This is a genomic window from Mesorhizobium sp. CA5 (assembly GCF_020165105.1).
In the GTDB taxonomy this organism is placed as follows: Bacteria; Pseudomonadota; Alphaproteobacteria; order Rhizobiales; family Rhizobiaceae; genus Mesorhizobium.
Window position 1 is genome coordinate 57,842 of the sequence record NZ_JAIUHJ010000019.1, and the last position, 14,840, is coordinate 72,681.

General features: G+C 62.5%; 17 protein-coding genes. 11 read left to right on the forward strand and 6 right to left on the reverse strand.

The features are described from left to right. Nucleotides 1–16: 16 nt before the first annotated feature. The 3 genes from LB529_RS22535 to LB529_RS22545 form a co-directional block, all read right to left on the reverse strand. Entirely contained in the window at nucleotides 17–481 is a 465-nt protein-coding gene (locus LB529_RS22535; protein WP_140848042.1) for a hypothetical protein, read from the reverse strand. 179 nt (nucleotides 482–660) lie between these two features. Continuing rightward, nucleotides 661–1,149, reverse strand: a complete 489-nt coding sequence (locus LB529_RS22540) for a hypothetical protein (protein ID WP_224532374.1) — start codon at nucleotides 1,147–1,149, stop codon at nucleotides 661–663. A gap of 63 nt (nucleotides 1,150–1,212) precedes the next feature. After that, entirely contained in the window at nucleotides 1,213–2,055 is an 843-nt protein-coding gene (locus LB529_RS22545; protein ID WP_318011914.1) for a PRC-barrel domain-containing protein, read from the reverse strand. A gap of 580 nt (nucleotides 2,056–2,635) precedes the next feature. Here LB529_RS22545 and LB529_RS22550 point away from each other — a divergent pair. From LB529_RS22550 to LB529_RS22590, 9 genes are all read left to right on the forward strand, one after another. After that, nucleotides 2,636–2,833 (forward strand): hypothetical protein, encoded by a 198-nt coding sequence (locus LB529_RS22550; protein ID WP_224532373.1) that lies wholly within the window; start codon nucleotides 2,636–2,638, stop codon nucleotides 2,831–2,833. A gap of 2 nt (nucleotides 2,834–2,835) precedes the next feature. Continuing rightward, on the forward strand, nucleotides 2,836–3,162 hold the full coding sequence (locus tag LB529_RS22555; RefSeq protein WP_224560579.1) for a DUF736 domain-containing protein: 327 nt from the start codon (nucleotides 2,836–2,838) through the stop codon (nucleotides 3,160–3,162). Nucleotides 3,163–3,433: 271 nt separating this feature from the next. Then, nucleotides 3,434–3,715: a helix-turn-helix transcriptional regulator gene (locus LB529_RS22560; protein ID WP_041002472.1), complete on the forward strand. Its 282-nt coding sequence runs from the start codon at nucleotides 3,434–3,436 to the stop codon at nucleotides 3,713–3,715. Nucleotides 3,716–3,732: 17 nt separating this feature from the next. Continuing rightward, a complete protein-coding gene (locus LB529_RS22565) occupies nucleotides 3,733–4,788 on the forward strand; it encodes a replication initiator protein A (protein ID WP_224638792.1) in 1,056 nt (351 codons plus the stop codon). Beyond that, a complete protein-coding gene (locus tag LB529_RS22570) occupies nucleotides 4,785–5,276 on the forward strand; it encodes a DUF2840 domain-containing protein (protein WP_224532295.1) in 492 nt (163 codons plus the stop codon). Before LB529_RS22565 ends, LB529_RS22570 begins: the two co-directional genes overlap by 4 nt. Then, on the forward strand, nucleotides 5,273–5,818 hold the full coding sequence (locus LB529_RS22575; RefSeq protein WP_224532296.1) for a S26 family signal peptidase: 546 nt from the start codon (nucleotides 5,273–5,275) through the stop codon (nucleotides 5,816–5,818). Before LB529_RS22570 ends, LB529_RS22575 begins: the two co-directional genes overlap by 4 nt. Nucleotides 5,819–5,854: 36 nt before the next feature. Next, the gene (locus tag LB529_RS22580) at nucleotides 5,855–6,184 is read left to right on the forward strand and encodes a DUF736 domain-containing protein (protein ID WP_224638790.1); all 330 of its coding nucleotides are present in this window, start codon (nucleotides 5,855–5,857) and stop codon (nucleotides 6,182–6,184) included. Further along, entirely contained in the window at nucleotides 6,181–6,957 is a 777-nt protein-coding gene (locus LB529_RS22585; RefSeq protein WP_411962571.1) for a lytic transglycosylase domain-containing protein, read from the forward strand. Before LB529_RS22580 ends, LB529_RS22585 begins: the two co-directional genes overlap by 4 nt. Nucleotides 6,958–7,200: 243 nt before the next feature. Next, a complete protein-coding gene (locus tag LB529_RS22590; protein WP_224638788.1) occupies nucleotides 7,201–8,940 on the forward strand; it encodes a relaxase/mobilization nuclease domain-containing protein in 1,740 nt (579 codons plus the stop codon). A 391-nt stretch (nucleotides 8,941–9,331) separates the two neighbouring features. Here LB529_RS22590 and LB529_RS22600 read toward each other — a convergent pair whose 3' ends face one another. Then, nucleotides 9,332–10,642 (reverse strand): type II toxin-antitoxin system HipA family toxin, encoded by a 1,311-nt coding sequence (locus tag LB529_RS22600; protein WP_224638770.1) that lies wholly within the window; start codon nucleotides 10,640–10,642, stop codon nucleotides 9,332–9,334. Then, nucleotides 10,642–10,896: a helix-turn-helix domain-containing protein gene (locus LB529_RS22605; RefSeq protein WP_224547933.1), complete on the reverse strand. Its 255-nt coding sequence runs from the start codon at nucleotides 10,894–10,896 to the stop codon at nucleotides 10,642–10,644. The genes LB529_RS22600 and LB529_RS22605 overlap by 1 nt, the downstream gene beginning before the upstream one ends. A 292-nt stretch (nucleotides 10,897–11,188) precedes the next feature. Here LB529_RS22605 and LB529_RS22610 point away from each other — a divergent pair, with 292 nt between their 5' ends. Then, the gene (locus LB529_RS22610; protein ID WP_224712363.1) at nucleotides 11,189–13,174 is read left to right on the forward strand and encodes a conjugal transfer protein TraG; all 1,986 of its coding nucleotides are present in this window, start codon (nucleotides 11,189–11,191) and stop codon (nucleotides 13,172–13,174) included. Nucleotides 13,175–13,179: 5 nt separating this feature from the next. Further along, nucleotides 13,180–13,620 carry a CopG family transcriptional regulator gene (locus LB529_RS22615; RefSeq protein WP_224638763.1) on the forward strand — a complete coding sequence of 147 codons (441 nt, stop codon included), beginning with the start codon at nucleotides 13,180–13,182 and terminating at the stop codon, nucleotides 13,618–13,620. Between the two features lie 91 nt (nucleotides 13,621–13,711). Here the strand turns inward: LB529_RS22615 and ehuB are convergent, their stop codons facing one another. Next, nucleotides 13,712–14,584, reverse strand: a complete 873-nt coding sequence (gene ehuB / locus LB529_RS22620) for an ectoine/hydroxyectoine ABC transporter substrate-binding protein EhuB (RefSeq protein ID WP_224638760.1) — start codon at nucleotides 14,582–14,584, stop codon at nucleotides 13,712–13,714. Between the last annotated feature and the right edge of the window lie 256 nt (nucleotides 14,585–14,840).

Sequence of the window (14,840 nt, forward strand, 5' to 3'; positions counted from 1 at the left end):
GCTTTCCGAGGAGACGTTACTCCCTCGCATGGGTCAAAATGCGAAATACCGGCCAATGAGCAATCGCTTCACGTAGTCTGCTGAAAAGCTTCCCTTCCATGCCGATGGCAGACCGAACTTGAACGGCAGCCCATCCGGCTTTCATGGTCCCGCCGACATGGCAATGGCAGACGATAGCGTGCAACTGCCAATCCGTAAGCTCGAAAAAGCGTTTCGCTTCGCCATAGGTATCGTTCTTCAATCCTTGCGCGCGCAATATCGGATCAGCGAAAGCGACGCTGAGCGCGGAGTCCAGGGACCGCGCCTTGTCACGCACGTCCAAGGTCATGTATTCCGTCCCAGGGAAAGCGGCGAGGCGCCGCTCGGGATTTCGCTCGAGCAGCATGGCCCAATGTTCCAAACGCTGCCCTCGCGTCATAGCCGGAAAGGATACTTCGACTTCCGCGACCTCATGTAGTTCTTCCAGTGTCTGATGTTTCATGGCCGTCTCCTGTTGGCGAGGCGCTCTGCCTGCAGAATGCACAGGTCGGAATGGGCCTCAGTCGTCCCTATGCAGGCGAACCAGCAGTGCGTCGGGAAGTTCCAATGGCGAGAAAATTTGACAGTGTGCCTGCTTCAATCTCCGCTGTCTGTGTGCCTTGGACCATCCCGCGCAACGAGCTACTGCGATGCTTCGACCAGCCGTCGGAGCAATGGGTAATCCTTCAGGTCCTTGTAAGGCGTGAGATCTAACTCCCCTGGCACGCACTGAAGCTGTTCTTCATCGATCGCTTTCTCGTGCCCCTTGATGACGCTTTGGTAGTGCCGCCAGGTCAGGCCAGCCCCTCTCACCGCATCTCTTTCGATGCGCGAGGCAATTTGGTGGGCGTGCAGATAATGAAGCCGCAACTCGTCCAAGAGAGCTTTTTCAACAATTTCGTGGCACACCAGAAATGGTTCGAGCCGCACGTCCTTGCCTCTCCACCTGATGGTGCGCGGCAGATGTCGGTCGATGTAAATCGTCCTTGCATCCGTGCTGTACCCAGCAATGTAGGGAATATCGAACTCGTGGCTGACCTTAACTCGTCGATGAAGTGCAGACACGACATCGGACAGGACCAGGTCGCTGATATCTTCAGAGCTATGACGGACCTCGTCGGCTAGTTTCAAGTCCGCTCCTGCGTTTTCCAGTCGAAGCGCCCGCCACACGGGCGAGCGCTGCGCGATGATTTTTTACTTGTTGACGATGATGCGCTGCTTGTCCCGGTTTTGGGCGTAAGTGGCCTTGTCGTAGGCAGTCTGCGCCTCCAACTGGTCCTTGGTGAAGTTCGTGTAGAGGTAACGGTTGCCGTTCTTGTCGGTCATGAACTTGAGGTTCTCCATAGCGACCGCGACCTTCTTTTCGCCAATGCCCAGAAAGCCGCCTACATCAACGATTATTGCGTCGACCTTCTTGTCACCAGTCAGGATGACGTCGCCGATCTCGCCGACCTTCGCATCATCTGCGCCATAGACGTTGGTTCCGATCAGATTTGCCGCACTGATTTTGTCTGACGGCATTTCGGTCAGGGACGACTTGTCGATCGAGGCTGTCGAAGTCGTATCGGTTTTGCCGTTAGCCGCTTGGCCGTTAGTCGTCTGCGCCGTGGGTGCTGCCGCGGTATCATAAGCCTTCGTATCAAAATTGGGTTGAGCTTTGAGCTCATCCTTCGTCGTCTTTGCGACTAACCAGCGATCGCCCTTCTTGTTGACCCATTGAAGCTTGCTGAAATCATAGGCTACGTTCTTTTCCCCCACGCCAAGGAATCCGCCGACGCCAATGACGACGAGCTTGGCGTTCCCGTCCTTGTCCAGGACGATGTCATTGACATCGCCTATCTTCGTCGCGTCGTCGGCGGTACTGTCATAGACCGCGGCTCCCATGATCTTGGAGACGAGCTTGCCATCGGTGACCGCGGCAACAACCTCCGTCTGGGTAGCGGGGTTGCTGGGATTTGCGGCGTGAGCACCCGCCGTGCAGAGCGCCGTCGACATGAGAGCTGCCGTCGCGGCCGCAGCTAGTATCTTGCGGATCATTGTGAAATTCCTCCTGTTGCCTGGTCGATTGACGTCGGCAGCTGCCAACGCCAATTCATCCAACGGAAGGAACTGCCTTGCGTTCCGGGAGGAGGCCAATGGTCGCAACGGGCGCCGGACTGAAGGCTCATGCAGAACCTGCACGGGTTTACCGCCCCCCGCCACCAACGAGTCAAATGACCCGACCTGCAAACAGGATTACAACTGCCGTCGATGCCGGGGACCTAGCCTAATTGTCCGAAGAGGACGTTCCGTTATCGGCCGCAACGAGACGTCCGCAATATACGGCCGCTCAATAGCAAAAGCCGGTACTTGGAGCGCGTGTCTGGACCAGCTTCGATAGCATCCAGCAACGGCATTACCAGTCATCACGCGAAGCCGAGGCCGATCCCATGCGCGATCGCCAGATGGATCAGGCTCTGATGCAGCACATGTCAGGCCCTGGTGACATCAGCACCGGCGAAATGGTCCACATCAGGTCATTTACCCGCAGATGATCGCATCGTCCCGTCTTCCATTTCACGGCGGGCACCAAACGACCTCTCGGACGGGCTGATCTGGCCGAAGGACGGCGGAAGCCTTGATCGCCTATGCCGCAATGGCGCGACGCGCGTTTCTTCCCCTGGGCGAAGCCCATTCCTCGCGCAACCAAGAAACGCGCGCCTGCGCCATCCTGCGCTTTGCTGCGGTCGCAAGCGATGCGGCAGCGGTCGCCTCCGGCCTCACGATCGCCATCGAGGCCGCATGGTGCGGGCTCGGAAACAAGAACGGAGACTGAAAATGGCTACCATCGGCAGCTTCAAGAAGACCAATGCGAACGAGTTCACCGGCGAGATCGTCACCCTCAGCGTCCAGGCCAAGGGCGTGCGCATCGTCCCCGACACCCGGGCCAGCGGCGAGAACGCTCCAAGCCACCGCGTGGTGGTCGGCAAGGCCGAGATCGGCGCCGCCTGGTCCAAGCGCTCCAACGAGGGCCGCGATTATCTCGGGCTCAAGCTAGACGATCCGAGCTTCACCGCTCCCATCTACGCCAACCTCTTCGCCGACGAGGAAGGCGAGGGCCACAGCCTCATCTGGTCCCGACCCAACCGCCGCAATAGCGAGTGACCTGGAAGACGCCCCGCCCGGCACCGGGCGGGGCGTCTCCTGATGGCGCGGAAACGTTCCGCGGCGCCGGTATCTGACCGAGGTTCCGGTTACCGGGTGCGCGGCTTGATGCGCGATACCTCCGATCGACGCACGCGCCCGAGCCACCGCCTAAGGTCTCTCAGCGGTGCGAAATAGTGCCCCTCAATTGCGCACCTGATCATCGTGCCCTTGCTCCTCCATCCTGGCCATCGATCGCCGTTCAACCGCAACGGCCGGAAGGAGAAACCTCATGAACGCCGACGCCGCGCCACTGCCGCCGCGCTACCTGCGCACTTCGGAAGCCGCGCATTTCCTCAGTCTCTCGGCGCGCACGCTTGAGAAACATCGCACCTACGGCACCGGGCCTGCCTATCGCAAACTTGGCGGCCGCGTGGTCTACGCCGTCGATGACCTCCAGCTCTGGGTTCAGCGCGGCGCGATGACATCGACGTCCGATCCGCATGGGTCGGTGCTGCCCGCCAAGCCTCAGGCCGCCCGCCTGATCCCTTATGCCGGGCGCGAAAGGCGCTGAGCCCGCTGATTTCCCCCTTGTCGGCACGACTACGCCCACCATTGGAGCGCGAACAGCTCGACCTGTTCCAGGCTCTGCCGGGCGTCGTCGCGCCACGCGATGCGCAGGACCTCATGGCCTATCCCTTCTTCTCCCTCGCCAAATCCAGGCGCATCGCACCGATCGACTTTCACGCCGGCGATATCGCGATCCGTGTCGAAGCGATGCCCGATCACGGCATGGCGACGATCTGGGATGCCGATATTCTGATCTGGGCCGCTAGCCAGATCGTCAGCGCGCGGGACGCCGGATTGCGCACATCCCGCCTGATGGCCGCGACGCCATACGAGATGCTTACCTTCATCGGCCGCGGCGTCTCCAAGCGAGACTACCTGCGCCTCAAGGCGGCGCTCGACCGCCTGCAGTCGACAAGCGTCGTCACCTCCATCCGCCAACCCGCCGAGGGACGGCGTCATCGCTTCTCGTGGATCAATGAATGGCAGGAACGTTCGGGTCGAAACGGCCGCCCGCTTGGCGTCGAAATGATCCTGCCTGATTGGTTCTATCGCGCCGTCATGGACGACACGCTGATCCTGACGATAGACCGGGCCTATTTCGGGCTGACCGGCGGCCTGGAGCGTTGGCTCTATCGCCTGGTGCGAAAGCATGGCGGGCGCCAGCGCGCCGGCTGGCGTTTCGACATCAGCCACCTGCATCGGAAATCCGGCAGTCTCTCGCCACTCAAGCGCTTCGCCTTCGAGCTGCGTGACATCGTGCGTCGTCAGCCTTTGCCGGGATATCTGCTGTTCACCGAGGTCGAAGCCAGCGGCCGCGTGTTGTTGGCTTTCGAACCGGCGCCGACGCCTGTTGATAGGATCGTGCCATCGGGAACCCGAACTATCGTGCCATCGGGAACCGCTTCCTCGTGCTTTCGGGAACCGCAATCGGCCTTAAGGAACGGACCCGAAACGAAAAATCGCGCTCTTAACTTGGAGTCTAACTCTCAATCTAACATTCTTGCGGAGCAGCCGCGCATCGACGGCGGGGAGCAGAAGCCGCGATTTGTCGGCCGACGCGGTGGAGGCGACGCATGACGCGGCCTCCTCAATCGACGCCGCGCACCGGCCTCACGACGGTGGAGTTGATCTGGATCGAGAAACGGATCGAGCACCGCATCCGCTTCGGACGCCCTGCCGATCAGACGATCATCGACACGCGGCGTCGCGTCGTGGGATTTGCGCCGGGCAGCGTTTTTGCGTTCGTCCGCTGGGCGGCGAATGACTTTGGCACCATCGTTTCGCGCATCGACATCGTGCGCGCCGTCTTGCCCGTTGAACCCTATCAGACGCTGCCTTACATCCGGCCAGGCGCCGAGATCCTGCTCAAGATCGCAGGCTGGGACAAGGTTGAGCGGGTTCTTCAACTGATCGATGCAATCGAGGCGATCGGCCTCGATCCGGTCGATGCCGCCCCTGACTATTGGCGTCAGACCCACAACCGGCTGGTTGCCGGCGGAACGCCGCGCGCCTATTCGCTCGAGCAGCACCGGGCCTTTCTGTTGCGCAAGCGAGCGACTTCATGAGCCGCGCCGCTTGCATGGCCGTGACGCTTGCGGCCGTTGCCGCGATCGTCGCTCCAGCTGCTGTGGAAATGCCGCCGCTGCTGCTATGGAACGCGTCGGCCAGCGCGCCGATCGGGCTCTATTCACTCAGGAAAATGGCCGTCCCTACGGCTGGCGCGCTCGCCGTCATCGAACCGCCGGAGACCGTCGCTCGGTTCGCCGGCGAACGCGGCTACCTTCCGCTCGGTGTGCCAATGCTGAAGCACATCGAAGGGCTTCCTGGACAGGAAGTCTGTCGCGTCGGCCGCGTCGTCACGGTGAACGGGCTTGCCGTTGGCACCGCGCTGGAGCGCGATCGCAAAGGACGCGCGCTGCCTGACTGGCAGGGCTGCCGCACCATTGTCGCCGCCGAAATCTTCGTCATGAACCGGAATGTCCAGGACAGTCTCGACGGCCGCTATTTCGGCCCGTTCCCGATGGACTCGATCGTTGGGCGCGCGATGCCGCTTTGGACCGACGAGAGGGGCGATGGCCATTACACCTGGCTTGCTCCCGCGAACTGAAATTCAGCCCAGCCAACAAGAGGAAGGAGATTGTCCATGGCCGAGATCGGCGTCTTCCAGGAAACGGAATCGGGTTACTCCGGACGCATTCGAACGCTGCTTGTGGACGTCGAGCTGGTGCTTGTCCCGATCAGGACGTCCAACGGCAATGCGCCGGATTTTCGCATCCACATCGGCGATGGCAGCGGCCCCGAGGTCGGCGCGGCCTGGAAGGAAAACGGGCAGACGGCTGGCGACTATCTGTCCTGCCGACTGGAGGATCCGCTGTTTGGTCGACGCTTCCGCGCCGGTCTCTTCCGCTCCGATGACGGTTCCTGGTCGCTGCGCTGGATCCGGCCGAAATCGCGGCCGGAGCGTGCTCGATGAGTGCGCCATCGGCGCCGAACTATGCGCACGTAAGCCGCCCCGTCAGTTGGTTGCCTGGTCGGAGGCAAGCACGTCGGCTTATCGCTGGCATGCTGATTTTTTGTCACGCGATGACGGAGGCCGTCGCACAGAGCGCCCCGGGGCCACGTATGCCTGCGGACGATCCATATGCCACCCATATCGCCGAGGCGTCGCATCGCTTCCGTATTCCTGAGCTCTGGATACGGGCAGTCATGCACATCGAGAGCGCCCGCGACCCACGCGCCGTGTCGCGCAAGGGTGCAGTGGGTCTGATGCAGATCATGCCCGCAACCTGGGCCGAACTGCGTCTTCGTCACCAACTGGGCCGCGATCCCTACGATCCGCACGCCAACATCCTTGCCGGCACCGCCTATCTTCGCGAGCTCTATGATCGATACGGTTCACCGGGCTTCCTGGCCGCCTACAATGCGGGGCCGGGGCGCTACGAAGCCTCCTTGAAGGGCCTCCCGCTGCCGGCAGAAACCCGGGCCTATGTTGCGAAGCTTCGCCCTTTGTGGCGCGGCGGCGATGCGCCCGGCGCGCTCACCGCCGGTCATGCCAAGGCCATCACTTGGAAGCTCGCGCCGCTGTTCATAGTGCGGTCCGGGTCCTTGACCGATTCCGGTCTCTCGTCCGGCGAGCACGCTTCTGTCGAGGTCTCATCGTCACTGTTGGTGCGCAAACTTTTTGCGGCCAGTTCGCAGCCGCGCCGACTGTTCACCGGGTCTTACGTCCGGACATCGCGGCGATGATGAAGTCTCCGCCAAATCGCGCCCCGGCGCCTCTTTGGGAGTCGTGGCCTTTGAGGCGCATAGGGTACAAGGCAACAACCGAAGGATGGCAAGATAAAAGGGCGCACATTGTGCTGCGGTCGGTTGGTTGCATTTATTGGGTTTTTTGCCGTTTCTCGCACATTGCGGCGCCTCGGCGCAATGTGCTGAGAACATGCAAATTATTGTATTTGCTGTACTTATGGCAAGGTGAGGGCGGGCGCCGTGTCTGATGAGCACGAGTTCCGTATCCGTCCAGGCCGCATTCGCTCGACGCGAGCTCAATCGTCGCGGCCCTTCATCGCCCAAGCGCTTGCGGCAGCGCAAAAGGCTGGCGGCAGCGTGTCCCGGTCAGGCCGGATCAGGACAGGCAAGCGCTCGCAGTTCGGACGCGGCAGGGCAGCGAGCGTTCAAGCCAACCGCTTCCTCACCGGCCGCTCCCGCCTCGCCACGATCAAGACCCGCGTGGTTCGCCATTCGAAACGTAGCGCGCCGCTGGCGACCCACCTCAATTATCTGCGCCGCGAAGGAGTCACACGCGACGACGCGAAAGCCCGAATGTTCGGACCGGAGGTCGACGATGCGTCGACCACGGATTTCGTCGATCGCTGCAAGGACGACCGGCATCATTTCCGCTTCATCGTCTCGCCCGAGGATGCCGCCGACATCGCCGACCTGAAATCCTTCACCCGTGATCTCATGGGTCGCGTGCAGAAGGATCTCGGCACGTCCCTCGACTGGATCGCGGTCGATCATTGGAACACCGACAATCCGCATGTCCACGTCATCCTGCGTGGCCGGGCCGACGACGGCCAGGACCTGGTGATCTCGCGCGACTACATCAGCCGCGGCATGCGCGATCGCGCCAGCGAACTCGTCACGCAGGAGCTTGGCCCCCGGTCGGAACTTGAGATCCGACGGCATGTCGAGCGCCAGGTCGAGGCCGAGCGGTGGACCGGGCTCGACCGCCAGTTGCTCCGCGACACAGGCGAAAGCGGTGTCATCGATCTCGCGCCACGTGCCGATCGCCAGCCTGACGAATTCATCGCGCCAAAGATCGGGCGGCTGCGCAGGCTGGAAACGCTGGGCCTCGCCGAGCAGGTCGGTCCTGGCCAATGGATCCTCAGCGACAAAGCCGAGGCGACGCTGCGCGCGATGGCTGAGCGCGCCGATATCATCAAACGCGTGCATCGCGCATTCTCAGCCCGCGACATCGAACGTGCGAGCGCCAGCTATGTGCTGGCCGCTGAGACCATCGACGACAGGATTGTCGGCCGTCTGATCGAGCGCGGCTTGGACGACGAGCTCAAAGGCACGGCCTATGCGGTCATCGATGGCGTCGACGGCCGTTCTCATCACGTGCGGCTCGCCGATCTCGAGGCGGCGGGCGACGCCCCACCGGGCGCGATCGTCGAACTGCGCAAATTCGAGGACGCCACGGGACGCCCGCGGCTGGCGCTTGCCGTGCGCTCCGATCTCGACATTGACAGACAGGTGGTTGCGGAGGGGGCGACCTGGCTCGACCGGCAGGCGCTTGCCCGTCCTGCGGCGGCTCTCTCCGATGGCGGCTTCGGCGCCGAGGCGCGCCAGGCGCTCGATCGGCGCGTCGAGCACCTGGTCGGACTGGGGCTGGTGGAGCGGCGGCCGGGCGGGACCGTCTTTGCCCGCAACTTGATCGACACGCTGCGCCGAAGGGAGATCGAGGCGCTGGGCGGCAGGATCGCGGCCCAGACCGGCCGTTCGTTCAACCGTGCCGCACCTGGCGAGTCCGTGTCCGGTACCTACAGCCAGCGCTTTGCGCTTGCGTCCGGCCGCTTCGCGATGATCGATGATGGCCTCGGGTTCCAGCTCGTGCCCTGGACGCCTTCGCTCGAAAGGCACCTTGGCCAGCATATCAGCGGCAGCACTCGCGGCGACGGCGGTGTCGATTGGAGCTTTGCCCGCAAGCGCGGGCTAGGCCTCTAGCAGCTGAAAGATGGATCCTGCCATGTCCGCCGCGAAATCCTTTGGGAGCAGATACTCACGGTTTTCCTGAGCGTGGTGTTGACGACTTGGACGGCGACACAATCGCGGCATGGAGACTTGGCGTTCGGCCGCACCTCGGGCCGCACTGGTCGCGCCGGCTTGCCCGTCAACTTGTGCGCCTGCGCGCGTGCAGGAGGCGGGCGAACGCTATGAGGCCTTCGTCACGGCGCGAGACGGTCTGGCGAAAGGGGCGAAGCTGCGCCAAGAGATTTGGGAAGATACGATCCGGTGTACCGAGAACAGGCAGTCTTAGCTGCGCCGTAGGGTATGTCGCTATCGAATGTGCGGTCGGGCAGCCCAGAATTCTTGTCCGGCCGCCCTCTGAGCTTGATCAGCGTGTCTCGGCGAGGATGATCGCGCGCCTGATTATCGCCGATCTGACCGACTCGACGAGCTGCGCGGGAAAGTGACGTGGCAACGAAGAAATCACGGCCTCGGTCCGCCTCTCGGCATTTTCGGAGATGTCTTCGAGGACCTTGCGCATCAGGGACCTCCCCACGCCGGAAACCTCGGCGGTCTGCATGAAATGGCGGGGTACAATTTCATGTATGGAATAATGCCGGCTGTTGCCGGCAGACATCGCCAGCTTGAATTTCTTGCGCGGGATCTGTCCAGCATCAAGGCTGGGCTGCGCGGTCAGCACGTCATAGAGCGGCGTCATCCGAAACCGCCCGCCGGGCCCGAGAAAAATGCTGAAGTTCTTCGCGTGACCGTCGGTCGCGCCAATGAGCCAGAATATTATGCAAGCACGCAAAAACAGCGAGATGTCGTCTTCGGGCCTGTCACTGCCCTTAAGAAGCTCGATAATCGACGGCATGCCGGGACCGCCCTCCGACTGGTACTTGCGTGTTGGCGGGACCGACAGTGCTTGACACATATCCTCCTGTGGTAGGCGCATGAGACGGCCATCCCTGGCCCACAACCGGTCGAACCGCTCGACGATCAGCGTACGGCGCTCCCCGAAGTCGGCGATCTCAGTTCTGGCGGCGGGAACGCCGAACGCGTCGATCAGCTTAAGGCAAAGATATTCGTTCTCAACGCTGTTGGAGAGATCGATGCCATTCGGCAACCTGCCGATCTGCGGTTTCAGGATGTGGGTGGTCGCCGCCGTGCCGACCGGCTTGTACCAGCGTCCGTCCTTGCGTAGCAGCGCCGTCTTTTCCTGGGCGCCGGCGATCGAGATGCGGAAATCCTCATCCTCGCCGAGGCCAAGCGGGGCGACAGCGAGGTTTGCGATCAGCCCGGCGATATCCTTTTTGCTGATCGGCTTGCCTTCGCTGCTACCAGGACTGCCGGGATCGGCGCCATCAGGCAGGAATTGCAGTGCGCCGACGCAGTCATGGCCGAGGGCGGCAAGCATGCTGTAGGTGTCGGTGCCATCTGCGCCGACACGTTCGGCAATCCGCTTGCGGATGGCGTCATTGTCGGGAAGCAGGTTGTCGAAGACATTGATAACCGGCGCGCCGATATAGCGGTCCTCCCGCAAGGGAAGCGAAAGCGAGACAGGGAAGGTGCCGTGCCAGTCCAGCCATTCGCGGGCATATCGAAAGTCCACGGCGCCGGTGGATTGCCTGCGCAGCACGCCCACCAGCCGACCGTTCACGAAGACATTGTGCGGCGTGTGAGCCGATCGCCGCGCCATCAGAACAGGTCCGCGATCTCGGTGGCGCTGCTTTTGCTGCGCGGGCGAACGACGAGTTCAAGGTCGAGGGCGGAGAGGGCTGCCATCAACGTACTGAGCTGGACTGCCGGCTCGCCGGCTTCAAGGCGGGACACCGTGGCCTGACGCAGGTGGATCCGGCTGCCAAGCGTCTCTTGCGTGAGATCGGCTTGCCTGCGGGCGCGACGCAGAATGGCGCCGAGCTGCTTTTCGTTACGAGCGATCTGGTCGGACATGATAGCCTCCTGAGCTTATATACGCGATCGCGTATGGCTTTGCAATATACGTGATCGCGTATAAATCTGTCGCACACGCAAATGCGTATAGAGATCGGATATACGCAATCGCGTATGATGTCTGCTACTCAAATGCGCAGTCCAAGAGGACGGCGCCCTCGCTCGCGCCCCGGGCTCTTGGGCTTCCCGATTCCCTGTCTTCCTTGCCGACGGCACGACGCGATGCGATCGGCGTCAGACGGCTGTTGCATCTCGCGTCACCTTGCTGACCTCTCGCCACAAGGAGAAGCGAATGTCGGGAACGAAAGTCCTTTGGGGACAGATTGTCGTGGTCTTCCTGATCGTGCTCCTCACGATCTGGGCCGCCACGCAATGGTCCGCCTGGCAGCTGGGCTATCAGGAGCGGCTGGGCGCGCCTTGGTTCGTCATCGGCGGCATTCCAGTCTACTATCCGCCTGCTATTTTCTGGTGGTGGTATTTCTACGACGCATACGCACCAGCCATCTTCGCGCGCGGCGGTCTGATTGCCGCCTCGGGCGGCTTCATCGCGATCGCTGTAGCGATCGGCATGTCGCTGTGGCGTGCCCGCGAGGCGAGGGAGGTCGCGACCTATGGCTCCGCACGCTGGGCCGAAAGAAGCGAGGTGCACGCGGCAGGCCTGCTTGCCCCCGACGGCGTGGTGCTGGGGCGCTATGGAACTCACTATCTGCGCCACGACGGGCCTGAGCATGTGCTTTGCTTTGCACCAACGCGTTCGGGAAAGGGTGTCGGGCTTGTTGTGCCTTCGCTGCTGACCTGGCCTGGCTCGGCGATCGTCCATGACATCAAGGGCGAGAATTGGGATCTGACCGCCGGCTTCCGCGCCCGCCACGGCCGGGTGCTGCTGTTTGATCCGACCAATGCAAGATCGGACGCATACAATCCTCTGCTCGAGGTTCGCCGGGGTGAATGGGAGGTCCGCGATGTGCAAAACATCGCCGACATCCTGGTCGACCCCGAGGGCTCGCTGGAAAGGCGCAACCACTGGGAAAAGACGAGCCACGCGCTCCTGGTCGGCGCGATCCTGCATGTGCTCTATGCCGGACCGGACAAGACGCTTGCCGGCGTAGCCGCCTTCCTGTCCGATCCCAAGCGGCCGATCGAATCGACCTTGGCCGCGATGATGACGACGCCGCATCTGGGGGAGGGCGGTCCGCACCCGGTCATCGCCAGCGCTGCCCGTGAGTTGTTGAACAAGTCCGACAACGAACGCTCCGGCGTGCTCTCGACCGCGATGTCCTTCCTTGGACTCTATCGCGATCCGGTGGTGGCGGAGGTGACGCGCGCATGCGGCTGGCGCATCGCCGACCTTGTCGCCAATCCTCGTCCGGCAACGCTCTATCTTGTCGTTCCACCCTCCGACATCAGCCGCACCAAGCCGCTGATCCGTCTCATTCTCAACCAGATCGGCCGCCGTCTGACCGAGGATCTGCAGGCCAGGACGGATCGCCATCGATTGCTCCTGATGCTGGACGAGTTCCCGGCGCTCGGACGGCTCGACTTCTTCGAATCCGCGCTCGCTTTCATGGCCGGCTATGGTTTGAAAAGCTTCCTGATCGCGCAGTCCCTCAACCAGATCGAGAAGGCCTACGGGCCGAACAATTCAATTCTGGACAACTGTCATGCGCGCGTCAGCTTTGCGACCAACGACGAGCGGACCGCCAAGCGTGTTTCCGATGCCTTGGGCACGGCAACCGAGCTGAAGGCGATGAAGAACTATGCCGGTCACCGGCTCTCGCCCTGGCTCGGTCATCTCATGGTGTCGCGCTCGGAGACGGCGCGACCTTTGCTGACGCCCGGCGAGATCATGCAATTGCCGGCAGGCGACGAGATCGTCATGCTGGCCGGCACGCCGCCGATCCGGGCGAAGAAGGCGCGCTATTTCGAAGACCCGCGGTTGCGGGAGCGCATTCTGCCGCCACCGGCTGTCACAGCTCGAGCCGAGCCGGAGCCTGACGATTGGACGGCGCTTCCGTTGCCGCTCCCGCCATCTGGTACGGCAGCCGCAACTGCCGTGGCGAAAGTTCAGGAGGAATCGACCGAGTCCGAATTGCGACGTCAGCCCGAGCTCGATCGACTTCTCCCGGCTGCGGCGGAGCTGCCGCCCGTCAACGAATTCGAGATCGAAGCGCCTGACGAGACGGATGATCTCGCATTGAGCAGCAGCCGGATGGCTCGCCTTGCTCGGGGCGTGGCGCGTCAGATCGCGCTCGATCCGGACGACGGCATGGAGCTGTGAAGGTCATGACAGCAAGAAAGAAGAAGGTCCAAATTTCTGTCTATCTCGACCCTGCCGTGATGGCCTTGCTGGTCGATTATGCCGCCCGGCGCGATCGCTCGCAGTCGCTCGTCGCTGAGGCGGCGATCGCCTCCTTCCTTTCTCCGGATGCCGACGCGCAACGCGAGGCGGCGATCTCCAAACGTCTCGACCGGATCGATCGCCGGATCGCGCGGTTGGAGCGCGACGTCGGCATCTCGGTTGAAACCCTCGCGGTCTTCATCCGCTTCTGGCTTGCCACCACTCCGGCCTTGCCTGAGCCGATGGCCCAGGCAGCGCGCGCGAAGGCAAGCGAGCGTTATGAAGCTTTCGTTTCCGCGCTTGGCAGGCGGCTGGCCAAGGGGCCGAGCTTGCGGCAGGAAATCCCCGAAGACATCGTGCCATCCAGCGATCCTGAGCGGCAGTGATGCGAGGGCCTGCGGGCGAAGGCGCCGCCCGGGCTCGCGCGGCGCCGCCAGGTCCTGTTGATTGCTGGGCGGCTTCCCGTTGCCAATCCGGTCAGTTGGCGGCTCCGCACAACTGCGAGGTCGTCAATCCTGGCGGCACGTTTTCGGTGGGGCCAAATCCGTACCTCGCCATGATGGAGGCAATCGTGCCGTTCGACATGACCTTGGCCAACCCCTGATTGTAAAGGTCGCGCAGGTCGCCATCATCCTTCCTGAACGCGATCGCGACGTAGCTGATCGACTTCTCGTCGGTCGTGAATGGGTTGGCGCGCTCCAGATCGGGGTTCTTTTTGCCGGCCAGCAGCCCGATCACCGTCGGGGACGAAAATACCGCGGCGTCGATGCGGCCGGCGCGCAGTGCCGCGATGTTGGTCTCGATGTCGGGAAACTGCAGGATGCGATCTGCAGGGACGCCCTCGGCGATGGCGTTCTGGATGACGTTGCTGCCGCGGCCGCCGCCCATGATCGTGTCGGATCTCTTAGCAAGATCAGCATAGCTATGGATCGCCTTGGGGTTGCCGGCGAGTACGATCGCCGCGTCGTCCTGCCTCAGGTCGGGAGCGCCGAAGGCGACCTGCTGGCATCGCGGCGGCGTTATCGACAAGCCGGACGCCACGGCATCGAAACGCCCGGCCATCAAGCCAGGGATCAAAGCGCCGAACTCGGTGACCTGGAAGTCGACCTGCTTGACGCCGAGGTCGGCGAACGCAGCTCTGAGCAGGTCCGGATGCCAGCCGAGCAACTCGCCGGTTTCTTCCTTCTTGTAGCCCCATGGCGCGCGGTTGTGGATGCCGATCACGATCTTGCCCTCTCTCAAGACGCGTTCCTTTGTCGTTTCCGCCGTGGCCGGCAGCACAGTTCCAACAATCGCGGCATAGGCGATGCAGGCCAGGCCGATGGCGGCCGATCGGGCTCGAAAATTCATCGTGCAGTCCTCCCGTAAGATTGAGTTGCGCACAGGCGTTCCGCCCAGCCCTTCAACGCTACGTTGAGGGCCGCCAATGCGTCAATATAGATATACAAGCTATGTACAAAATATTGCCGACGCGAGGCAGCGAGAGGCGGCTCACCGCTGGATTGGCCGTTGAGCGGATAAGGCTCAGCGCACGATCATCGCTATAGGGTTTCTAAGAACTTCCAGAGGTAGCAGCGAACCCGCGCCGGCGGCGGGGATCATATTC